This is a genomic window from Stenotrophomonas sp. 14P6.2.3 (genome assembly GCF_057799055.1).
This window is the reverse complement of sequence record NZ_JBYOLA010000006.1, coordinates 30,294-51,462: the sequence shown is the minus strand read 5'-3', so window position 1 is coordinate 51,462 and position 21,169 is coordinate 30,294. Positions and strand designations below refer to the sequence as shown.

Below are 21,169 nucleotides of genomic sequence, written 5' to 3'. Positions count from 1 at the left end.
ACCTTGGTTGGCACGCCTCGATTCCGGTAGGTGTCAACCTTGGTTGACACGCCGAAATGAAAAAGCGGGCTTCGGCCCGCTTTTTCTTTGCCTGTCGTCCCGCAGGCCGCACCGGCCGCTATGCTTCGCGCATGGACAGCCTGCGTCTGCTCGACCTTGAAATAGATTTCCCTGCACAGCGGGTCACCCGCGCAGGTGTCGCGTTGCCGCTCCATGGCCTGAGCTGGCGCCTGTTCGAAGTGCTGCTGGAGCGTGGTACCGACATCGTCGATTTCGACACCTTGGCCGAACAGGTCTGGGCACCAGCGGTCGTGGGCGAAGATGCGATCAGCCAGCGGGTGAAGCTGCTGCGCAAGGCGCTGGGCGACGACAGCCGCCGCCCGCGGTATATCCGCTCGGTACGTGGGCGTGGCTACCAGCTGTGCGCTGCGCCGGTCGCGCTGGAGCGGACCTCGCCGCCAGCTGCACGCCGCAAGTGGCCTTGGCTGGCCGGCGGTGCCGCCGCCGTTGTCGTACTGGCCACTGTTCTACTGTGGCCCGCTACGCCATCGCCGCCGGCCGCGCAGGCCTTGCTGCAGCGCGCCGAGTACTACGCCAGCATCGGCCAGGCCGGCAACAACGAGCGTGCCATTGCCCTGTACCGGCAGGCACTGCAGGTGGATCCCGAATCCAGCAGCGCACGACGCGGGCTGTCACGTGCCTTGTCCGCGCAAGGGTGCCTGTTCAATGGCCCGGCTGCGCAGGTAGACGAAGCCCTTGCCCTGGCGGACGCCGAACTCCGTCGCGCTTTCGATGACGGTGCGGCGCACGCATTGCGCGGCTATGCCTACGACTGCCTGGGGCGGATGGGCGATGCCATTGCCGATTACCAGCGCGCCATCCAGCTGGATCCCGCTGATGAGCGCACGCGCGCATCGCTGGCCTATCTGCACCAGGAGCAGGGCCATCTTGTTCTTGCGCTGCGCGACAATCTCGCATTGAAGGCGCCCGAGCGCCTGCGTTTCCGCGACGTGCAGGTGGCACGTGAACTGGAGCTGCTGGGCTTCACCCAAGCGGCGGCACAACGTCACGCGCGGAACTTCCAGCTGTACCCCGACAACGTCTTTGCCAACATCGCCTGGCCGCGCAGCCTGTTTGCAGCCGGTGCATCCGGGCCAGCCAGACAGGCGCTGTCCGAAGCGCTGTCGCGCGGCACTCCGCATCCACAACTGCTGCGGCTGCAGGGCGAACTGGCGCTGCAGGCCGGGGATCGCGCCGCCGCCGCCGCTGCCTTCGAGCAGGGGCGCCAACTACGTCCGCAGCAGTCGTTCGGGCAGACCCTGGCCATGCTGTACGCAGCGCCGGGCCCATCACCGGAATGGATTGGCGACCGCCTCGCATCGCTGCAGGCACAGGCCGGTGATGGCTGGTCCGACGCCGCTCTGGAGCGGGCCCTGCTGCTGCAGGCGTCAGGCAACACCGCTGCCGCGATGGGGGCGTTGCAGCAGGCGGTCAACGACGGCTTCCGCGATGCGGCGTGGCTGCGCGCCACGCCGCTGTTCGCGCCCTTGCACAACACTTCGGGATGGGCGGCTCTGCTGGCGCGCATCGATACCGATATCGCACGCCAACGCAGCCGGGTACTGGCTGCCGACTGGCGTCCCGCCGATCTCTCGGGCCTCAGCGCAGCGCCGGCAACAGGAACTCGGTGAGAATCCGTCGCGACTGTGGGTGGGCCAGGCTGCGGTTGTAGGCCTGGCTGGTAACCACGGCCACGGCGCGATGCTGCGGCAGCACGAAGACATAGTTGCCACCATTGCCGGACATTGCCCACACCGTCTGTGGTTTGCCGTCGACCGCCAGTTTCAATCCCCACCATTGATAACCGTAGTCACTGCCATCGCCGGCCTGTGCCTGCGGTTGGATCATGGCGGCGATGTAGTCGCGCGGCAGAAGTTGTCGGCCCTGCCAGCGGCCGCCATCGAGTACCAGTTGGCCCAGCCTGGCCAGATCGCGGCTGCGGTAGCGCGTCCCGCCACCGCCCATGCCGATGCCCTCGGGCGACCGGTTCCAGTGGCTTGCCGTGATTCCCAGTGGTCGCTCCAGCACGCGCGCGGCGTAGTCTGCCAGCGGCTGACCGGTCGCCTGTTCAAGCACGGCGCCGAGCACGAAGGAATTGGCGGTGCAGTAGGCGAAGGCACGCCCGTGCGGGCTGTTCGCCGGACGCTGCATCCATGGTGCAAATCCTTTGACCGGCAACCCCAGGGTGAAATCGAGCCAGCGTTCGGTCACGTACATGCGCTCTTCGTTGCCTGCCGAGAACGCATTCTCGTCATCACACTCCCACAGGGAACTCATGGTCAGCAGGTCTTCCACCGTGGTTTGGCGCAGGCGCGGATCCACCGGGTGGAGCGCGGTGTAGGCGGGGAAGTAGTCATAGATGCGGGCGTGCACGCCCGGCAGCTTGCCCTCGCCGATGGCGGCCCCCACCAGCAGGGCGGTCACGCTCTTGCTGGCCGAACGCACGTCGTGCAGGGTCTGCGCATCGGCGCCGTTGAAGTAGCCCTCGTAGACGACCCTGCCGTCCACCTGCAGCAGCACGCTGCGGATCTGCTTCAGTTCATCGCTGGCAATGGCGTGTTCCAGCGCCTGCAGACGCGCAGGGTCGGGTGGGGCGGCGGTGCAGGGCAGGCTGAGAAGAGATGCCAGCAGGCCGGAAATGGCCAGGAGTGAACGCATGATCGGGCTCCATCGAAAGGAGCCCGATTGGGCCAGAGCACCGGCTGAAGTGCTGGAAATTCCCCTGAAGAATTCTGAAAGCCTTGCGTTGCAAGGCTCGGCGCTACACGGGCTGTTCTTCTTCGTGCCCCAGCCACCACACCTGACCGGGCTCCGGATCCGGAAGCGGATGCTCGCGCTGTTCAATCGCCTCCAGCACGCGCCCCCTGCCGGCTGCCGTCCATACCGCCATCAGCTTCTCCACCGCGGTCCGGCCCTGTGCGGCGATACCGAGGTTGCGTTCGCTTTCCCAGCGATCGTCATCATCACGGGTCTCGTCATCGCCACGGTCGTCATCGTGCTGGTGCGGCGTGCCATAGCTGCAGCGCAGGCACAGGTGACGCACCGACTCGGTCCAGTCCTCGACCAGGCCGATGCCCGGCAAAGTCAGCGCGCGCAGCGCGGCAATGTCCTCCGGTCCATCGCACTGCACGAACACGGCATGGGTTGCCATGTCCGACGGCTGCAGACGCTGCATGGCGTTGAACACCGGTACCTGACGCTCACCATGGCTGCGATGCCCGGTGGATGCGCCGTCATGCAGCACGATGTCGCCGAAGCGGAACCCGCTCTCAGGCAGCGGTACGTTCTCCACCCGTGCACGCACCGGATCCAATCGGCGCATGTACACGGTCTCGCCGCTGGACCACGGATTCAAGCGGACACAGGCAACGCCGAAATTGCCGTCGATCGGGCCTTCGCCTTCGGGCAGTGTGATGCCGCAACGGGTCCATTGTCGGCGCGCCTCGGCCCAGTCACCGGCGCCGGTGGCGGCAATGCCGGCGTTCCATGCGCTGGCCTCGTCGAATGCATCGCGCAGCTGTTCCGAGCGCAGGTTGTCCTGCAGCGACGCCGGCCAGTCGCGCAGGTACTTGTGCGCCAACCCGCGCATGTAGTGCAGATTGGGCAGTTCGGGTGTGAGTTCGATCAGCTCGCCGAACAGGGCAGTGGCTTCCGCCAGGTCGCCAGCATCGAACGCTGCATAGGCAAGCGCTTCCATTGCCTGCAGCTTTTCGAGGGTTTCGTCGTCCAGCAGTTTGTCGTCTGCGTCGTGGTCTGCGGTCATGTCCGTGTGCCATTGAAGATCCAGCGCCACCTTAGCCCAGGCAGGTCGCGTGTTGTCCTGCAGCGAAGTGCTTTCGACGTTACGCAGCCCCGACCGTGTCAGCTTCCAGTGGCCGGCCACTGTCCGGCGGACGACTTGCACGGACATCCGCACCCTGGGCCGATCTGTTTGCTAACGTGGCTGCGCCTTCGACCCGGGAGTTTCCATGTTCCGCCAGACCTTGGCCGTACTTGCAGTGCTGATCGCCGGTACCCTGCCCATTGCCGCACAGGCGCAACCCGCGCAACCGCCGATCTTCGGTGCGTACTACCCCGGCGGTTCGGCCGAGCGCTATCCGGTATCGAGCATCCCGGCCGAACGACTCACCCATCTGTTCTATGCGTTTTCCACCATCGAGGACGGACGCTGTGCGATCGGAGCCGAGGCGCCGGCCAACTTCGCCGCATTGGCCGAGCTCAAGCGCCGTCATCCGCATCTTCGCACGTTGATTTCGATCGGTGGCTGGGGCGCAGGAGGATTCTCCGACGCTGCGTTGACCGAGGCCAGCCGCAGGCGCCTGGTCGACTCGTGCATGGCGTTGTTCTTCGAGCGCCATGCCGGCAGCTTCGATGGTGTGGATATCGACTGGGAATTCCCGGTCAGTGGTGGCCCGAAGGAACTGGCGCACCGTCCGCAGGACCGTGCCAACCTGACCAAGCTTGCGCAGGCCTTCCGCGTGGCGCTGGATGCTCGCGGCAGAAAGGCGGGGCAGCCGATGCTGCTGACTGCGGCGCTGGCGGCAGGTCGCCTGCAGACCGACGGTCCGTACGATCCCGTCGCCAGCTACGATCTGCCGGCGCTGGCCAAGGTGTTCGATTTCATCAACCTGATGAGCTATGACATGGGCACCGGCTTCTCGGCGGTGTCGACCTTCAATGCCCCCCTGCATGAAGTGCCTGCCGATCCGCTGGCGCCGGAACTGCGGCGCTGGAACAACGTCGCCGGTGCCGTGCAGTACTACCGCGAGCATGGCGTACCCGCGAGCAAGCTGGTGCTGGGCGTGCCGTTCTATGGGCGCGGTTTCAAGGTCACCGGCGAGTCGGCAGATGGCTTGTACCAGGCCTACAGCGCTCCGGCCGATGCCGGTGACTGGCGGGTGATCAAGGCGCGCTATCTCGACCAGCCGGGCTGGAACAAGCACTGGCAGCCGCAGGCGCAGAGCCCGTGGTTGTACAACCCGACCGAGAAGATTTTCATCAGCTATGAAGACCCGCGTTCGATCGGGCTGCGGGCGCAGTTCGCGCGCGAGCAGGGCCTGGCCGGTGTCTTCATGTGGGAGCTGACCGGTGACGACGAGCAGGCCAGCCTGCTCAACGCCATGCTGGCTCCGTGGCAGAAGGCCCGCGTCGGCGACTGAGCGTGCTGTCAGCGCCGGGCAAGGGCCGGCGCTGCAATCCGATCATCGATGGCGGGTGGTCAGTTCGCCCACACGCTGTTGGGGTCACCGTTGCGGGCCCGCCGCTGGCTCGCATACGCCAGGCGGGCAAAGCCAAAGGCCATCGCCAGTGCCATCGCATCGATCCAGAACAACGGCCAGTGGCCGCGTGCGGCGGCCAACCACAGCCAGCCACCGTTGAGGGCGCCGTGTGCCACCGGCACCAGCGCGGTGCTGATCGCTGCGGCCCACAGCAGCTCGCGCGCCGCCTGTGCCGGGCGGCGCAGGGCTGCCCACAGCGCACACGCCGCCCAGGTCACGAAGCAGGCCCAGCGGATGCCGTGGTCGACCTGGGCAGGGGCGACCCGCTCCAGCACCAGTGCGGCTACGAAGGCCACCGAGATCGCCACGCACAGGCCGATGCAGACACCCACCGTGGCCCGCGCCATGTTGACGGCCGCGCGTGACTGCTGCGGCTGACGGCGCTTGCGGCGCGACTCGATCCACAGCAGGTTGCCCGAATAGAACAGGAAGGCGCCGCCGAGGCCGAGCAGGAAATACAGCCAGACCACCACGCCGTTGCCGAACTCGCCGAAGTGCAGGGCATAGGCCGCACTGAGCGTGGCGTGGTTGGCATCGCGTTGGCCGGGCAGCTGGCTGGCCAGCACGCGGCCGCTTTCGACATCCAGCGCGACAGCGCCGAGCGGGCCGAGCGTGCCGCTGGCCTCGCCGGTGATCTCGATGGTCGCGTTGGCATCACCGCCATTGGCCAGTTTCAGGTAGGCCGGTTCGAAGTTGGCCACGCCCTGCGCACGCGCCACTTCCAGCGCCCGTGCATGAAGTTCGCGCAGGCTGCCCGGTGCAGCAGGGATACCACTGGCCTCGCGCAGCGGCGCGGTGTCCATCGCCGTCGGTACCGCCTGCAGTGCCTTGCCGTCGTAGATCAGGGGATTGAGTACGGCCATCTGCATGAACACCAGGCAGAGCAGGGCGCCGGTCACCGCGAACATCAGATGGAACGGCAGGCTGAGCACGCCGATCACGTTGTGCGCGTCCTGCCATTGCTGCTTCAGATTGCGGCCCGGGCGCAGCGCGAACAGATCGCCCAGCAACTTGGGCAGGTGGATCACCAGTCCGCTGAGCAGGGCCATGCCGTACAGCAGGCTGACGATGCCCATCACGTAGATGCCGGCCACCGGCAGGCCCAGGCTGTAATGCAGCTCGTTGACCAGTTCGGCCAGCCCGGTCTGCGGTGGCGTCGGGCTGCCGCCGGTCTGTCCGGGCCATGCATAGCGCCAGCTGCCGTCCTCGGCCTGCCAGTAGGCCAGCGGCTGCGGATGATCGGCGCCCGGGAAGGTCATGCCGACGTGGCGACGCGCCTCCGCGTGCGTGGCCAGCACGTCGTCGAGCAGGTACTGCGCGTCATCCAGGCCGGCGGGCAATGCGGTTGCCGCGCCAGGCGTCTGCCACAGCGGGAGATCGTGGTGGAACAGGGTCAGCGCGCCGGCATAGAACGCCACGAACAGCCCGAAGCCGGCGACCAGGCCAACCCAGGTGTGCAGGGTGGTGAACGTACGCAGGGTCTGTGAACTGAATTTCATGCGGTCGATCTCATTGCACCGCGCCGGTCAGGCGCAGCAGGCCGAGTACGGCGAAGCCGAGGGCCGCGCAACCGGCCAGGGTCAGCCAGGCGCGCAGCGGGCTGCGGAAACTGAAGGCCCACAGCGCGGCCAGCATCCACAACGGGACGAATGCGATCAGGCTCGGCACCAGGGCCTTCTGCCAGGGGCCCGGCGGCAGCCATGCGACCAGGCCGGTTGCCGCAGCGGCAAGGAAGAAGCCGGCGAAGATGCCCGCCAGTGCGCGCGACCACATCAGCGCGGCTCCACATCGGGGCGGTGCCATGCGGCCAGTGCCGGCAGCAGCATGGCGGCCAGCATCCAGGTGCACAGCATCGCCACCAGGCCGGCGGCAAAGCCCAGTTCGGCCATCCACAGCCACAGTGCGGCCACGGCAGCGACCAGGCCGATCTGCCGGCCCAGGCGCCCGGCACGGCGCAGCCGTGGCCAACGGCAGTGGGGGGAGGCGGCATAGAACGCCAGCGCGGAGAACATCGCCGACAGCATGCCGAGGCTGCAGAAGCCCAGGGTCGACAGGCCAACGGTGATCATTGCGGGCTCCGAGCCCGGCATACGGCCGGTGAACGCGGGGCACGGGCGGGACCGGCGGGCGCCGGTCGGGGCGGGTGGCGCATTGCAGGGTCCTGGGGGAAGCGGGCAGGCCGGCACGGGGGCTGGCTGCGCGCACATGGTAGTCATTGCGTTTTCACGCCGCCAGCCAGCGCCATTCAGGCGCCGCTTGGGCTTTGTCGGCCACTGGTTTAAGATCATCGGCAACCCCATCCTGGAACAAGGTGGCCCGCGCCCAGCGCCGGCCGAGCGTGCGACATGAGCACTACCACCGCCCACTGTTGACCTGCCCCGAAGGCCCTGTATTCCAGGCGCCCTCGCGGCGCTTTTTTATTGCCCGGGCGTTGCCCCGGGAGCGCTTTCCAGCCCGCCACGACGGGCCCCGCATGAAGCCATTGCAATGATCACGATTACCCTTCCCGACGGCAGCCGCCGCGAATTCGAACATCCCGTCAGCGTCATGGACGTCGCCCAGTCGATCGGCGCCGGCCTGGCCAAGGCCACCATCGCCGGTTCGGTGGATGGCGTGCTGGTCGATGCCAGTGACGTCATCGACCACGATGCCTCCCTGCGCATCATCACCGCCAAGGACGAGGAGGGCGTGGAAATCATCCGCCACTCCAGCGCCCATCTGGTCGGCCATGCGGTCAAGCAGCTGTACCCGGACGTGAAGATGGTCATCGGTCCGGTGATCGCCGAAGGCTTCTACTACGACATCTACTCCGAGCGTCCGTTCACGCCCGAAGACATGGCGGCGATCGAAAAGCGCATGGGCGAGCTGATCGCACAGGACTACGACGTCATCAAGAAAGTGACGCCGCGCGCGGAAGTCATCGAGATCTTCAAGGCCCGTGGCGAGGACTACAAGCTGCGCCTGATCGAGGACATGTCGCCTGACATCCAGGCGATGGGCATGTACTACCACCAGGAATACGTGGACATGTGCCGTGGCCCCCACGTGCCGAACACGCGCTTCCTGAAGGCCTTCAAGCTGACCCGCATTTCCGGCGCCTATTGGCGCGGCGACGCGCAGAACGAGCAGCTGCAGCGCGTCTACGGCACCGCCTGGGCCGACAAGAAGCAGCTCGATGCGTACATCAAGCGCATCGAAGAAGCGGAGATGCGCGACCACCGTCGCATCGGCAAGCAGCAGGACCTGTTCCACCTGCAGGAAGAGGCCCCGGGCCTGGTGTTCTGGCACCCGAAGGGCTGGGCGCTGTGGCAGGTGGTCGAGCAGTACATGCGCAAGGTGTACCGCAGCACCGGCTACGGCGAAGTGCGCTGCCCGCAGATCCTGGACGTGTCGCTGTGGCAGAAGTCGGGCCACTGGGACAACTACCAGGACGCGATGTTCTTCACCGAGTCGGAGAAGCGTACCTACGCGCTCAAGCCGATGAACTGCCCGGGCCACGTGCAGGTGTTCAACCAGGGGCTGCACAGCTACCGCGATCTGCCGATCCGCTACGGTGAGTTTGGCGCCTGCCACCGCAACGAGCCCTCCGGCGCGCTGCACGGCATCCTGCGCGTGCGTGGCTTCACCCAGGACGACGGTCACGTGTTCTGCACCGAAGACCAGGTCGAGGCGGAAGTGACCGCGTTCCACCAGCAGGCGCTGGCGGTGTACCAGCACTTCGGCTTCGAGGAGATCCAGGTCAAGATCGCGCTGCGCCCCGAATCGCGCCTGGGCGATGACGCCACCTGGGACAAGGCGGAGGGCGCGCTGCGCTCGGCACTGTCCAGCTGCGGAGTGGAATGGCAGGAACTGCCGGGCGAGGGCGCCTTCTATGGCCCGAAGATCGAGTACCACCTGAAGGACGCCATCGGCCGCACCTGGCAGCTGGGCACCATGCAGGTCGATTTCATGATGCCTGGCCGTCTGGGCGCTGAATACGTGGACGAAAACAGCCAGAAGAAGCATCCGGTGATGCTGCACCGGGCCATCGTCGGCTCGATGGAGCGTTTCCTGGGCATCCTGATCGAGCACCATGCCGGCCAGTTCCCGGCCTGGCTGGCGCCGACCCAGGTGGTGGTGGCCAATATCACCGATGCGCAGGCTGAATACGTGTCTGCCGTGACCAAAAGCCTTGCGGATCAAGGCTTCCGCGTCAGCGCCGATTTGCGTAACGAGAAGATCGGCTATAAGATTCGCGAGCACACGCTGCAGCGCGTGCCGTACCTGCTGGTCATTGGTGACCGCGAGAAGGAAAACGGCGCTGTGGCGGTGCGTACGCGTTCTGGCGAAGATCTCGGCAGCATGAGCCTCCAGGCTTTCACCGAGCGGCTCCAGGCCGAGGGCGCGTAAATAAAGGTCCGGCCCGTGCGCATTGGCGCCCGGGCCGGGTTCGACACCCTTGGGAGATCGCAATATCAGTACCCCTGACAACAAACAGAACCGCAAGAATCAGGAAATCCGTGTGCCGCGCGTCCGCGTGATCGGCAGTGACGGAGAAATGATCGGCGTGTTGACGCGAGACGAAGCGTTGTCCATGGCCGAAGATGAAGGCCTGGACCTGGTCGAGATCCAGCCGCAGGCAGACCCGCCGGTGTGCAAGATCATGGACTTCGGCAAGTTCAAGTTCGAAGCCCAGAAGAAGGCCAGCGAGGCCAAGAAGAAGACCAAGCAGGTCGAGATCAAGGAAGTGAAGTTCCGTCCGGTTACGGACGAGGGCGACTACCAGATCAAGCTGCGCAAGATGCGCGGTTTCCTTGAAGAAGGCGACAAGATCAAGGTCAACATCCGTTTCCGTGGCCGTGAAATGAGCCACCAGGAACTGGGTCGCGAGATGGCCAGCCGGATCGAGGGTGATCTGGGCGAGGACATCGTCATCGAATCCCGTCCGCGCCTGGAAGGGCGTCAGATGGTGATGATGATCGCGCCGAAGAAGAAGACCTGAGGCCTGACGGGCTGCCTCGCGGGGCGCCTGGCGGCTGAATGGATGAAGGTGAAGGGGCGCCGCTGGCGTCCTTTTGCTTTTCCGGGACCGGCGCAGCCGGGTTGCGGATGAAAAGCTGTATGGGGGCTGGTTACAGGGCAGTTTTGCCTGTATCATGCCCGGCTCGACCCACCCAGGACGGGTCGTACGCCGATCATGGCAGGACGGAAAGAGCGGCCCAGGCCGCCGCCAGATCAGTCAGAAACCAGGGTCATATCCCATCAAGGACATTGCAATGCCCAAGATCAAGACCAACCGGGCGGCGGCCAAGCGTTTCCGCAAGACCGCCTCGGGCAAGTACAAGTGCGGCCACGCCAACCGTAGCCACATCCTCACGAAGAAAGCGACCAAGCGTAAGCGTAACCTGCGTCAGACGAATCACGTCCGCGCAGAAGACGCAGGCCGTCTGGACCGCATGCTCCCTTACCTCTGAGGAACTGAAAAATGGCACGAGTTAAGCGTGGCGTACAGGCGCGTCGCCGCCACAAGAAAATCCTTGATCTGGCGAAGGGCTACTACAATGCCCGTCGCAAGGTCTTCCGCGTCGCCAAGCAGGCGGTCATCAAGGCACAGCAGTACGCCTACATCGGCCGTAAGCAGAAGAAGCGCAACTTCCGTTCGCTGTGGATCACCCGCATCAACGCGGCTGCCCGCATCAACGGCCTGAGCTACAGCCGTTTCATGAACGGCCTGCTGAAGGCTGGCATCACCCTGGACCGTAAGGTTCTGGCTGACATCGCCGTGCACGACGCAGCTGGCTTTGCTGCACTGGCCGAAAAGGCCAAGGGCGCACTGGCGGCATAAGTCCTTCCCGATGCCGTTGCCGTTCACGGAGAACGGTGTCAGGTAGAGGCAATGCATGGGGAAGGGCGCAAGTCCTTCCCCATTCTTTTTTGTGCCGGGCGCAGCCGTGCAGAAGGCGGGCGACCGGCAAGCGGTTGCGACGGCGCGGCCCTTCGTGCATCGCGATGGCAGACCGACTGGAGTTCCGGCTACCCATGAGCGACATCCAATCCCTCACTTCCCAGGCGCTGGCCGACGTGGCCGCCGCGCAGAGCCCGGACGCGCTGGAACAGCTGCGCGTGGCCCTGCTTGGCAAGAGCGGCAGCATCACCTCGCAGCTCAAGCAGCTCGGTGCGCTGCCGGCCGACGAACGCAAGGCGGCCGGTGAGGCCATCAACCAGGCCCGCGATGCGCTGAGCAGCGCGCTGGGCGAGCGCAAGGCAGTGCTGGAAGATGCCGCACTCGATGCGCGCCTGGCCGCCGAGGCGATCGACATCACGTTGCCCGGCCGCAGCGGCGAACGCGCCGGCCTGCACCCGATCACCCGCACCCTCGAGCGCATCACCGGCATCTTCGGCCGGCTGGGCTATGAGTTGTCCGAAGGGCCGGAGATCGAGGACGACTGGCACAACTTCGAGGCGCTGAACTTCCCGCCGCACCATCCGGCGCGAGCCATGCATGACACGTTCTACTTCGGTGACGGCCGCCTGCTGCGCACGCATACCTCCGGTGTGCAGGTGCGCTACATGGGCGAACACCAGCCGCCGCTGCGCATGATCGCCGCCGGCAAGGTCTATCGCAGCGACAGCGACCAGACCCATTCGCCGATGTTCCACCAGGTCGAAGGCCTGCTGGTCGACGAGCACTCGACCTTCGCCGATCTGAAGGGCACGTTGTCCGAGTTCGTGCGCGCGTTCTTCGAGCGTGATTTCGAGATGCGCTTCCGCCCGAGCTACTTCCCGTTCGTCGAACCCGGCGCGGAAGTGGACATCGCCTGGCAGCAGCCCGATGGCAGCACCCGCTGGCTGGAAGTGCTGGGCTGCGGCATGGTTCACCCGAACGTGCTGCGCAACGTCGGCATCGATCCGGAGCGCTACACCGGCTTTGCCTTCGGCCTGGGCGTGGAGCGTTTTGCGATGCTGCGCTACGGCGTCAACGACCTGCGCGCGTTCTTCGAGAACGATGTGCGGTTCCTGAAGCAGTTCGCGTAAGCCACAACCATGTCGTGCCGGGCCATGCCCGGCTGCACTTGAATCCGAAGCCCAGGCGCATGCGCCGGGCCCACCAGGGTGACCCCATGAAATTCTCCGAAAACTGGCTGCGCAGCCACGTCCCGACCACTGCCTCGCGCGATGAGCTGAGCGCGGTGCTGACCGCCATCGGCCTGGAAGTGGAAGACGTGGCCGCGCTTGGCGATGGCCTGCAGCACGTGGTCGTCGCGCGTATCGTCGAAGCCGAACGCCATCCCGAAGCCGACCGCCTGCAGGTGTGCAAGGTTGATGCGGGACAGGCTGAGCTGCTGCAGATCGTCTGTGGTGCGCCGAATGCGCGCCCGGGCCTGGTCGCGCCGCTGGCGATGGTCGGTGCGCAGATCGGTGAATTGAAGATCAAGCCGGCCAAGCTGCGCGGCGTCGAATCCAACGGCATGCTGTGCTCGGCCAAGGAGCTGGGCCTGGACAACGATGCTTCCGGCCTGCTGGAACTGCCGGATGACGCGCCGGTCGGCCAGACCCTGGTGGAGTACCTCGGCCTGCCGGACGCCAGCATCGAGATCAAGCTGACCCCCAACCGCGCCGACTGCTTCAGCATCCGCGGCATCGCCTATGACGTTGCTGCAGCCACGCGCAGCGAAGTACTGGATTTCATCGCAGAGCCGATCGCCGCCCACGGCAGTCGCGAGCTGGCAATCCAGCTCGATGCCGGTGCCGAAGCGCCGCGCTATCTCGGTCGTGTCATCGAAGGTGTCAACGCTGCGGCGAAGACTCCGTTGTGGATGGCCGAGCGTCTGCGCCGCAGTGGCGTGCGCCCGGTGTCGCTGCTGGTCGACATCACCCAGTACGTAATGCTCGAGCTGGGCCAGCCGATGCACGCCTACGATCTGGGCACCCTGCAGGGCACAATCGGTGTGCGTCGTTCGCGCGCCGGCGAAAACCTGAAGCTGCTGGACGGCCGTGATGCTGCGCTGGACGACAGCTTCCTGGTGGTCACCGACGCTGATCGCGCGGTCGGCCTGGCCGGCCTGATGGGCGGCTTCGATACGCGCGTTACCGATGCCACCACCGCCGTGTTCCTGGAAGCGGCGCACTTCGCACCGGCCGCGATCATGGGTCGTGGCCGCAAGCTGGGCCTGCATACCGATGCCGGCCACCGCTTCGAGCGTGGCGTCGACCCGGCGCTGCCGCGTACCGCCATCGAATACGCCACCCGCCTGGTGCTGGACCTGGCCGGCGGTATCCCTGCGCCGGTTACCGAGGCGGTGAACGCGGCCGACTTGCCGCAGCCGGCCACGATCCTGCTGCGCCGCGCACGCATCACCCGCGTGCTGGGCATCACCATTGAAGACGCCGAAGTCGAGCGCATCCTGCGCGCGCTGGGCATGCAGGTGGCGATCGCTGGCGAAGGCTGGCAGGTCACTGCACCGAGCCGCCGCTTCGACATCGCCATCGAAGAAGACCTGATCGAGGAGCTGGCCCGGATCCACGGTTACGAGCAGATCCCGACCACGCTGCCGGGTGGTGCATCGCGTGTTGCGATGCCGACCGAGACCCAGCTGGACACGCTCAGCGTGCGCCGCCAGCTGGTTGCCCGCGACCTGCAGGAAACCGTCAATTTCGCCTTCGTCGACGACGCACTGCTGAGCCAGTGGCAGCTGCGCGACAACCTGGTGCCGCTGGCCAACCCGCTGTCGGCTGAGCTGGCGGTGATGCGTCCGGCGCTGCTGCCGGGCCTGGTCGCTACCCTGGGCCGCAATGCCGCCCGCCAGCTGGGCCGCGTGCGCCTGTTCGAGATCGGCCGGGTGTTCGCCCAGCAGGCCGGCGACGCGTCGCTCGGCGAAAGCCGGCCGGCACCGCTGGAAACCTCGCGCGTGGCCGCTGCGGTCTGCGGTGAAGCGCAGGCAGTGCAGTGGGGCCTGCCAACCCGCAAGGTCGATTTCCATGACCTGAAGGGCGACCTGGAATCGCTGGCCGCTGCCAGTGGCGCGGTGCTGGAGTTCCGCCCGTCCAGCCGTGCCTACGGCCATCCGGTGCGTTCGGCCGAAGTCTTCCGCGACGGCTTGGCGATCGGCTGGATCGGTCAGATCCACCCGCGCCTGGCCAAGGCGATGGACATCGACGTGGATGTGTACGCCTTCGAGCTGGATCTGGAGGCGCTGTCCGCCCGTGCGCTGCCGCGCGCCGGTGAACTGTCGCGATACCCGGCGGTGCGCCGCGACCTGGCCTTCCTGGTGCCTGAACAGGTGGCCTGGAGTGACCTGGCCGCGACCATCCGCCAGGCTGCCGGCCCGTTGCTGCGCGAGCTGAACCTGTTCGACCGCTACGTCGGCCAGGGCGTCGAGCCGGGATTCAAGAGTCTCGCTATGGGCTTGATTTTGCAGGACAAGTCGCGCACTCTGACGGACCGCGACGTGGAAGCGGTAGTGGCCGAGGCGGTCACTGCCATCGAGCGTGAACACCACGCCCGGATCCGCGGCTGAGCGGGCAGCACTCGGGGGTAGCAGGCAATGGCATTGACCAAGGCGGAGATGGCGGAAAAGCTGTTCGACGAAGTCGGTCTGAACAAGCGGGAAGCCAAGGAATTCGTCGACGCGTTCTTCGATGTGCTGCGTGAAGCATTGGAACAGGGACGTCAGGTGAAGCTGTCGGGCTTTGGCAATTTCGACCTGCGGCGCAAGAACCAGCGCCCGGGTCGCAACCCCAAGACCGGCGAGGAAATTCCGATTTCCGCCCGTACGGTGGTTACTTTCCGTCCGGGCCAGAAGCTCAAGGAGAGGGTGGAAGCTTATGCTGGATCCGGGCAGTAACCGCGAACTTCCGCCGATTCCGGCCAAGCGCTACTTCACCATCGGTGAAGTCAGCGAACTGTGCGACGTCAAGCCGCACGTGCTGCGCTACTGGGAAACCGAGTTTCCCAGTCTCGAGCCGGCCAAGCGCCGTGGCAACCGTCGTTACTACCAGCGCCACGACGTGCTGATGGTGCGGCAGATCCGCAGCCTGTTGTACGAACAGGGCTACACCATCGGCGGCGCGCGCCTGCGCCTGGATGGTCCGGATGCACGCGAGGAATCGGCCTTGAGCAACCAGATCATCAAGCAGGTGCGGATGGAACTGGAAGAAGTGCTGCAACTGCTGCGTCGCTGACCCATTTCCGCCGTAATCCGCTATACTTCACGGCCCGCCGCACTGGCGGGTACATCGCAGCATCAGTCGGGGCGTAGCGCAGCCTGGTAGCGCATCTGCCTGGGGGGCAGAGGGTCGTCGGTTCGAATCCGGCCGTCCCGACCACTGTGATGAAACAGACAAGCCTGCGCAGCGATGCGTGGGCTTTTTTGTTGCGGCGTTGTATCCTGCGCGCACTCGTACTACCGCGGCTGCTGAACCCGGTACTCACGAGAATACGATCATGGAAACGCAAAGGAACCGCGCCTGGAGGCGCTCGCAGTCGCGCCACCACGGCGGCGACCACACGGCACCACTGCCGATCTTCAAGCCGGAAAAGAACTGGAAGCTGATGTATACGCGTGGCGACAAGCTGCTGCGGGCGCGCCAGCTGGGTTTCACCTATCCGGTCCTCAGCCCGAGACAACTACTGGATCAGGAATGTTGAACCTGCTGTTTGTCTGCAGCCGCAACCAGCTGCGCAGCCCCACCGCCGAAGCGATGTGGCAGCGCCGGCCGGGTATCAGTGCGCGCTCGGCCGGCACCAGCCCGCACGCGCGCCGGCCCATCAGCCCAGCGGATATCCGCTGGGCTGATGTCATCTTCGTCATGGAGCCCAAGCACCAGCATCGGCTGCAGGCGAATTTCGCGCGCCTGCTTGAGCACACGCCGCTGCACTGCCTGGACATCCCCGACGACTATCGCTGCATGGATCCGGCGTTGATGGCGCTGCTGGAAGCGAAGGTTGCGCCTTACCTCACATCGTCAGTGTCGAAGCGGTAGATCAGCTCCGGATCGCCTTCGTCGAGGCCGTGCACGATCCCGCACTGCACGAAGCCTGCGGCTGCCAGCAGCCGCTGCATGCTGGCATTGGACTGGTTGGTCGAGCTGAAAAGTCGGGTGCCCGCGCTGATCGACGTGGCATGCAGAAGCAACGCACGGCCGATGCCGTGTCTGCGCAGCGGCGCGGCCACCATCAGCATCTCGATGAAGGCCTCACCGAAGAAGTGCCGATGCTGCACGCGGTAGCCGGCCAGCCTTCCATCGAGCTCGGCGGCGTGCATGTGGCCGTCCGCCAGCCACTGGCCGATCTGCGCGGCACGGCGTGGGTCATCGGCCGCAACGCTGACCAGGGCGATCAGTGCCGGAAGATCCGTGCACTCGGCCGCGCGCACCCGAAGTGCTGGAGCCTGCGGGGTCATCGCCGACGGCTGCGCAGCAGCAATCCGCTGCCGCTGACCAGGCAGGCCAGAAGCGTGAGCAGCGACAGCGGCAGGTGGAATTCATCGCGACCGGCCGCAGCGAAGCCGGCATGGATGAGGGCGGTGCCGATACCCAGCACGCCGCACAACAGCGCGTAGCGGCGCGCAGAACCCAGGCCGAGCACCACCTGGCGATAACCGTGCAGCAGTACGCCGATGGCAAGCAGGTTGAACAGCAGGAATCCCTGGATGCCGCCGGGCACCTGGAACATCTGCCACTCCTGCCAGAACGCGGCATCGATCTGATGCAGCAGCAAGGACATCATCGTTGCCAGATACCAGCGTTCCATGCGGTGTTTCCTGCTGTGAGAGCCTCATTCTAGCGAGGATGGGTGCGCAGCCATCGCACTCAGTAGACGCGGAATTCGGCGCGGCAGCCGTCGCTGACCCATACGCCGCGTCGGTCCCAGCCCCAGTTGCGGTCCTCGGTGCAGGTGGTGACCGACTTCTGCTTGACCAGCCGCACGTCATGACGGACGCGGATGCGGCACTGTTTCTCCTTGTTTTCGTAGGATTCGCAGACCAGGCGCTCGCCATCGCGATCACGGTCACGGTCACGTCCGGGCCAACGACCTCGCCCACGCTCTTCGGCGACGAATTCGGCGCGACAGCCATCGGTAACCCACAGCATGCCGCGGCGCTGTCCCCAGTTGTCGTCTTCCACGCATCGCGTCACCGACAGCTGCCGCGCCAGTCGCGCACGTCCTTCGAACGGGCACTGCTGGGTCTTGTTGAAGTGTGATTCGCAGGTCGTGCGCGGCGATGACTCGCTGTCGTAATCCTGGGCCGAGACCGTGGTTGCGGCCAGCAGCAGGGCAAGCGCAGAACCGCCCAGGGGCAGTAGCAGGCGAAGGCTCATTGAAACCTCGGGTTGGGAATGGGACGCAAGAATGGCGCACGTGCGGCGCTCTGCGACGACCGGGGCCCGCGCTGGCTCAGGACGGATTTATAAGTGTCCGGCAGCGCATGCAGGGCGTTACATCCCGTATCATCCCCGGCACATCCGATTGCATCGGTTTACAGTTTTTTACACGTTCCAGCGCTTTCGAACGCGACCTCCGGGCCTCGCCCGTGGCTGCTGGCGCGGGTGCGGACAAGGATGTGCGGACCACGACGACCACAGGGGGTTGCGTTGATCAGCAGTATCGTCATTCATCGGTCGGCCGGCACAGGCGCGGTCGAAGTGCAGGTCCTGGACACGACGTTCAAGGGCAAGCGTGTTTTTGTTGCCTGGGGCCTGCGTGGCCTGGAATTGACCCGCCAAGCCGAGCCGGAAGATACGGTAGCGGCCCGGCGTGCCTTGCGGCTGGTTTCCCGCCAGGCCGACGGGCCGCGCAGCAGTGAGATTTTCATCGCCAACCAATCGGGCGTGGCGATCAGCGTCTACCGGATGCTGACCGAAGCCCGCAGCGGCGACGCCGTGTTCTTCCTGTGCGATTCGCCACCGGTGGTGGAATGGCTGGTCACTTCGCTGGAAGTGCAGCCCGAACCGACCGCGTGACCGGGTGCACGGCGATGTGCGTCATGCCAACGCCGCGTCCACCGCCGCGCGCGCATGCAGGGTCGTGGTGTCGAACAGCGGCACCGGGCTGTCTTCGGTACGTACCAGCAGCATGATCTCGGTACAGCCCAGGATGATCGCTTCGGCACCGCGGGCAACCAGGCGTTCGATCACCTCGACGTACACCTGCCGTGATCGCTCGCTGACCACGCCGGCGATCAACTCCTGGTAGATGATCGCGTGCACATCGCGGCGGTCGTCGGCCTCCGGAACCAGTACGTCCAGGCCGAAGCGCTCGCTCAGCCGCCCACGGTAGAAGTCTTCCTCCATGGTGAACGCCGTGCCGAGCAGGCCGACACGCTGCAGACCGGCCTGCACGATCGCCGTGGCGGTCGGGTCGGCGATGTGCAGCAGGGGCAGCGGGCAGGCCGCCTCGATCTCACCAACGAGCTTGTGCATGGTGTTGGTGCAGATCAGCAGCAGTTCGGCGCCACCGGCCTGCAGCCGCTGGGCCGCATCGACCATCTCGTTGCCCAGCGCATCCCAGTCACCGTCATGCTGCAGCTGTTTGATGCGGGCGAAATCCAGCGACCACATCAGCAACTGCGCCGAGTGCGCGCCGCCCAGCCGCGCGCGTACCTCTTCGTTGATGAGGCGGTAGTACTGCGCCGAGCTTTCCCAGCTCATGCCACCGATCAGGCCAAGCGTCTTCATGCGTGTCTCCGTGCCGGGGAGTGCCATTGCAGCACAACCGAGGTCGGGATGCTGCGTGCCGGCTTGGCCGGACGCGCAATTACGGGCGGACCCGTCGCAGCAGCTGCCGACACGCCTGATCGGCGTGATAATGGGGTACGACAGGCAGAGGGCAGGGCGATGGGCGAATGCTGTGGCTGCGGCAAGACGCTGGATGTGGCGGCCATGCAGGCGCGCCACCGGCGTGTGCTGTGGATCGTGCTGCTGATCAACCTGGCCACCTTCCTGATGATGGTCGGCGCGTCGTGGTACAGCCACTCGTCCGCGCTGCTCTCCGGTGCGCTGGACAACCTGGGTGACGCCGCCACCTACCTGCTGAGCCTGCTGGTGGTGGGTGCCGGCGTGGCGGCGAAGGCGCGGGTTGCGTTGTTCAAGGGCGCGCTGATCCTGGCGGCGGCGGTGGCAGTGGCGGTACAGATCGGATGGCGGCTGGCGCATCCACAGGTTCCCCTGTTCGAAAGCATGGGCCTGGCCGCGCTGCTGAATCTTGCCGCGAATGGCTTCTGCCTGTGGCTGCTGACGCCGTATCGCAATGACGACGTGAACCTGGCATCGGCCTGGGAATGCGCGCGCAACGATATCTTCGAGGGCATTTCGGTGGTGCTGGCGGCGGCGCTGGTGGCGCTGTTTGGTGCCGGTTGGCCGGACCTGCTGGTCGCCGTCGCACTGCTGGTCGTGTTCCTGCGCTCGGCGCTGCGGGTGCTTCGCATCGCGATGGCCGAACTGCGTGCGTCGCGCGTTGCCAGCGGCTGAGCCGCAGCAGCTGTAACCGTCGAATCGACCTTGGACTGTGCATGGTGGTGACAGCCGCTGCGCACTATCCTTGCAGGGATTATTCCGGTGGACGAAGTGATGGCCCTGCATACCTGGTGGTGGTTCCTGGCGACAGTGTTCGTGCTGTGCGGCACGCCGGGTCCGAACATGCTGCACATCCTGGGGCGCAGTGTCGGCCTGGGCTTCCGTCGCAGCGTGCCCGCCATGGCCGGTTGCCTGCTGGCGATGCTGCTGGTGCTTGCGGCGTCCGCGGCCGGCCTGAGCGCGGTGCTGCGCTCGTCGCCGATGCTGTTCGATGTGCTGCGCTATCTGGGTGTGGCCTACCTGGCCTGGTTGGGCATCAAGGCCTGGCGGGACAGCTGCCGGCAGGCGCCGGTGGCGACAGACGTCGATGCAGCCCTGGCGCCGGTGCATGGTGCCTGGGCGGTGTTCCGTGGTGGTCTGCTGGTGGGGCTGAGCAATCCCAAGCTGCTGCTGTTCGCCGCGGCGTTCCTGCCGCAGTTCGTCGACCCCGCGCGTGGCCAGGCCGTGCAGTACACGGTTCTGGTGGCCACCTTCGCTACCTGCGAACTGTTCTGGTACGTGATGTACGCGGCGGGTGGACATGGGCTGCGCCGTTGGCTGGCAAAGCCCTTTGCGCAACGCTGGTTCGAACGCCTGGTCGGCAGCGTGTTTCTCGCCTTCGCAGTGGCGCTGCTGCGCTTCCGGCCGCGCTGAGCCGGATCGTTTCACGCCGCGCCTGCGACCTGTTCACGCGTGTGGCATCGCGGCCTGCCTAACCTGATCGCACCTTCAGTATTCCCGTCAGGGAGAGGATCGACATGATCAAGTGGGCCATCATTTTCGCCATCATCGGCCTGATCGCCGGCGCGCTGGGTTTCGGCGGTATTGCCGGCGCCGCGGTAGGGATCGCCAAGTTCCTGTTCTGGGCTGGCATCATCATTGCGGTTGTACTTTTCGTGCTTGGCATGACCGTCGCGAAGAAGGTCGCCTAGCCCGGCAGTTCGTGCAGCGGCGCGCTCAATGCGCGCTGCTGTGCGAGAACAGATTGATGACCAGTACGCCGGCACAGATCAGGCCGATGCCGATCAGTGCCGGCGCATCCAGGCGCTGCTTGAACACCAGCAGGCCGATCAGCGAGATCAGCACGATGCCGACGCCGGACCAGATGGCATAGGCAATGCCGGTGGGGATCGACTTCATCGTCAGCGACAGCAGGTAGAAGCACACACCGTAACCGGCGAGCGCGCCCAGCGTGGGGCCGAGGCGGGTCATGCCTTCCGATGCCTTGAGCAGGGAGGTGGCGATCACTTCCAGCACGATCGCGCCGGCCAGGTAGAAATAGGGGTTCATCGCAGTCT

Annotated in this window: 26 protein-coding genes and 1 tRNA gene; 17 read left to right on the top strand and 10 right to left on the bottom strand. The window is 65.9% G+C overall.

All coding sequences use genetic code 11. The annotated features are described in order from the left end of the window. Positions 1 to 131: 131 nt before the first annotated feature. Entirely contained in the window at positions 132 to 1,691 is a 1,560-nt protein-coding gene (locus AC27VL_RS07075) for a winged helix-turn-helix domain-containing protein (protein WP_488765922.1), read from the top strand. Here AC27VL_RS07075 and AC27VL_RS07070 read toward each other — a convergent pair. After that, positions 1,660 to 2,718, bottom strand: a complete 1,059-nt coding sequence (locus AC27VL_RS07070; protein WP_488765921.1) for a serine hydrolase domain-containing protein — start codon at positions 2,716 to 2,718, stop codon at positions 1,660 to 1,662. The genes AC27VL_RS07075 and AC27VL_RS07070 overlap by 32 nt on opposite strands. A 103-nt stretch (positions 2,719 to 2,821) precedes the next feature. After that, positions 2,822 to 3,823 carry a tetratricopeptide repeat protein gene (locus AC27VL_RS07065; RefSeq protein WP_488765920.1) on the bottom strand — a complete coding sequence of 334 codons (1,002 nt, stop codon included), beginning with the start codon at positions 3,821 to 3,823 and terminating at the stop codon, positions 2,822 to 2,824. Positions 3,824 to 4,028: 205 nt separating this feature from the next. Between AC27VL_RS07065 and AC27VL_RS07060 the strand changes: the two genes are divergently transcribed. Further along, on the top strand, positions 4,029 to 5,219 hold the full coding sequence (locus tag AC27VL_RS07060; protein ID WP_488765919.1) for a glycoside hydrolase family 18 protein: 1,191 nt from the start codon (positions 4,029 to 4,031) through the stop codon (positions 5,217 to 5,219). Positions 5,220 to 5,278: 59 nt separating this feature from the next. Here AC27VL_RS07060 and AC27VL_RS07055 read toward each other — a convergent pair whose 3' ends face one another. The 3 genes from AC27VL_RS07055 to AC27VL_RS07045 are packed head-to-tail and all read right to left on the bottom strand — an operon-like array spanning position 5,279 to position 7,408. Then, positions 5,279 to 6,838, bottom strand: a complete 1,560-nt coding sequence (locus AC27VL_RS07055; RefSeq protein ID WP_488765918.1) for a PepSY-associated TM helix domain-containing protein — start codon at positions 6,836 to 6,838, stop codon at positions 5,279 to 5,281. 10 nt (positions 6,839 to 6,848) lie between these two features. After that, positions 6,849 to 7,112, bottom strand: a complete 264-nt coding sequence (locus tag AC27VL_RS07050; protein WP_089236284.1) for a hypothetical protein — start codon at positions 7,110 to 7,112, stop codon at positions 6,849 to 6,851. Then, positions 7,112 to 7,408, bottom strand: coding sequence for a hypothetical protein (locus AC27VL_RS07045; RefSeq protein ID WP_025876254.1), 297 nt, complete (start codon positions 7,406 to 7,408; stop codon positions 7,112 to 7,114). Before AC27VL_RS07045 ends, AC27VL_RS07050 begins: the two co-directional genes overlap by 1 nt. Before the next feature lie 418 nt (positions 7,409 to 7,826). Between AC27VL_RS07045 and thrS the strand changes: the two genes are divergently transcribed. From thrS to AC27VL_RS06990, 11 genes are all read left to right on the top strand, one after another. After that, entirely contained in the window at positions 7,827 to 9,728 is a 1,902-nt protein-coding gene (thrS, locus tag AC27VL_RS07040; protein WP_089236283.1) for a threonine--tRNA ligase, read from the top strand. Between the two features lie 49 nt (positions 9,729 to 9,777). Then, complete coding sequence (gene infC, locus AC27VL_RS07035) at positions 9,778 to 10,320, top strand: translation initiation factor IF-3 (RefSeq protein ID WP_089236282.1); 543 nt, start codon at positions 9,778 to 9,780, stop codon at positions 10,318 to 10,320. A gap of 274 nt (positions 10,321 to 10,594) precedes the next feature. Then, positions 10,595 to 10,792 (top strand): 50S ribosomal protein L35, encoded by a 198-nt coding sequence (gene rpmI / locus AC27VL_RS07030; protein WP_002811096.1) that lies wholly within the window; start codon positions 10,595 to 10,597, stop codon positions 10,790 to 10,792. Positions 10,793 to 10,803: 11 nt separating this feature from the next. Next, on the top strand, positions 10,804 to 11,163 hold the full coding sequence (gene rplT / locus AC27VL_RS07025; protein WP_005410435.1) for a 50S ribosomal protein L20: 360 nt from the start codon (positions 10,804 to 10,806) through the stop codon (positions 11,161 to 11,163). Between the two features lie 194 nt (positions 11,164 to 11,357). After that, positions 11,358 to 12,353, top strand: a complete 996-nt coding sequence (pheS, locus tag AC27VL_RS07020; protein ID WP_089236281.1) for a phenylalanine--tRNA ligase subunit alpha — start codon at positions 11,358 to 11,360, stop codon at positions 12,351 to 12,353. An 86-nt stretch (positions 12,354 to 12,439) separates the two neighbouring features. Then, entirely contained in the window at positions 12,440 to 14,836 is a 2,397-nt protein-coding gene (gene pheT, locus AC27VL_RS07015; protein ID WP_488765917.1) for a phenylalanine--tRNA ligase subunit beta, read from the top strand. Positions 14,837 to 14,863: 27 nt separating this feature from the next. After that, positions 14,864 to 15,163, top strand: a complete 300-nt coding sequence (locus tag AC27VL_RS07010; RefSeq protein ID WP_005410432.1) for an integration host factor subunit alpha — start codon at positions 14,864 to 14,866, stop codon at positions 15,161 to 15,163. Further along, positions 15,144 to 15,500 (top strand): MerR family transcriptional regulator, encoded by a 357-nt coding sequence (locus AC27VL_RS07005; RefSeq protein ID WP_005410431.1) that lies wholly within the window; start codon positions 15,144 to 15,146, stop codon positions 15,498 to 15,500. The genes AC27VL_RS07010 and AC27VL_RS07005 overlap by 20 nt, the downstream gene beginning before the upstream one ends. Before the next feature lie 67 nt (positions 15,501 to 15,567). Then, positions 15,568 to 15,644: transfer RNA gene (locus AC27VL_RS07000), tRNA-Pro, on the top strand. A gap of 118 nt (positions 15,645 to 15,762) precedes the next feature. Then, on the top strand, positions 15,763 to 15,966 hold the full coding sequence (locus tag AC27VL_RS06995) for a hypothetical protein (RefSeq protein WP_100553082.1): 204 nt from the start codon (positions 15,763 to 15,765) through the stop codon (positions 15,964 to 15,966). Next, positions 15,960 to 16,301 (top strand): low molecular weight protein tyrosine phosphatase family protein, encoded by a 342-nt coding sequence (locus AC27VL_RS06990; protein WP_191078741.1) that lies wholly within the window; start codon positions 15,960 to 15,962, stop codon positions 16,299 to 16,301. The genes AC27VL_RS06995 and AC27VL_RS06990 overlap by 7 nt, the downstream gene beginning before the upstream one ends. On the opposite strand, the gene AC27VL_RS06985 is transcribed toward AC27VL_RS06990, so the two are convergent. The 3 genes from AC27VL_RS06985 to AC27VL_RS06975 are packed head-to-tail and all read right to left on the bottom strand — an operon-like array spanning position 16,271 to position 17,639. Then, complete coding sequence (locus AC27VL_RS06985; protein WP_488765916.1) at positions 16,271 to 16,720, bottom strand: GNAT family N-acetyltransferase; 450 nt, start codon at positions 16,718 to 16,720, stop codon at positions 16,271 to 16,273. The genes AC27VL_RS06990 and AC27VL_RS06985 overlap by 31 nt on opposite strands. After that, complete coding sequence (locus AC27VL_RS06980; RefSeq protein WP_100553080.1) at positions 16,717 to 17,070, bottom strand: DUF6713 family protein; 354 nt, start codon at positions 17,068 to 17,070, stop codon at positions 16,717 to 16,719. The genes AC27VL_RS06985 and AC27VL_RS06980 overlap by 4 nt, the downstream gene beginning before the upstream one ends. A 59-nt stretch (positions 17,071 to 17,129) precedes the next feature. Beyond that, the gene (locus AC27VL_RS06975) at positions 17,130 to 17,639 is read right to left on the bottom strand and encodes a DUF3011 domain-containing protein (RefSeq protein ID WP_100460895.1); all 510 of its coding nucleotides are present in this window, start codon (positions 17,637 to 17,639) and stop codon (positions 17,130 to 17,132) included. 273 nt (positions 17,640 to 17,912) lie between these two features. Here AC27VL_RS06975 and AC27VL_RS06970 point away from each other — a divergent pair, with 273 nt between their 5' ends. Then, a complete protein-coding gene (locus tag AC27VL_RS06970) occupies positions 17,913 to 18,281 on the top strand; it encodes a hypothetical protein (protein ID WP_223880333.1) in 369 nt (122 codons plus the stop codon). Positions 18,282 to 18,302: 21 nt separating this feature from the next. Here AC27VL_RS06970 and AC27VL_RS06965 read toward each other — a convergent pair whose 3' ends face one another. Further along, positions 18,303 to 18,995 carry an aspartate/glutamate racemase family protein gene (locus AC27VL_RS06965; RefSeq protein WP_100553078.1) on the bottom strand — a complete coding sequence of 231 codons (693 nt, stop codon included), beginning with the start codon at positions 18,993 to 18,995 and terminating at the stop codon, positions 18,303 to 18,305. Between the two features lie 159 nt (positions 18,996 to 19,154). Here AC27VL_RS06965 and AC27VL_RS06960 point away from each other — a divergent pair, with 159 nt between their 5' ends. From AC27VL_RS06960 to AC27VL_RS06950, 3 genes are all read left to right on the top strand, one after another. After that, complete coding sequence (locus AC27VL_RS06960) at positions 19,155 to 19,787, top strand: cation efflux transmembrane domain-containing protein (protein ID WP_180166350.1); 633 nt, start codon at positions 19,155 to 19,157, stop codon at positions 19,785 to 19,787. Between the two features lie 99 nt (positions 19,788 to 19,886). Further along, positions 19,887 to 20,525: a LysE family translocator gene (locus AC27VL_RS06955; protein WP_099819122.1), complete on the top strand. Its 639-nt coding sequence runs from the start codon at positions 19,887 to 19,889 to the stop codon at positions 20,523 to 20,525. 104 nt (positions 20,526 to 20,629) lie between these two features. Next, the gene (locus AC27VL_RS06950) at positions 20,630 to 20,803 is read left to right on the top strand and encodes a DUF1328 domain-containing protein (RefSeq protein WP_025876319.1); all 174 of its coding nucleotides are present in this window, start codon (positions 20,630 to 20,632) and stop codon (positions 20,801 to 20,803) included. 25 nt (positions 20,804 to 20,828) lie between these two features. Here AC27VL_RS06950 and AC27VL_RS06945 read toward each other — a convergent pair whose 3' ends face one another. Beyond that, entirely contained in the window at positions 20,829 to 21,161 is a 333-nt protein-coding gene (locus tag AC27VL_RS06945) for an SMR family transporter (protein ID WP_089236273.1), read from the bottom strand. Between the last annotated feature and the right edge of the window lie 8 nt (positions 21,162 to 21,169).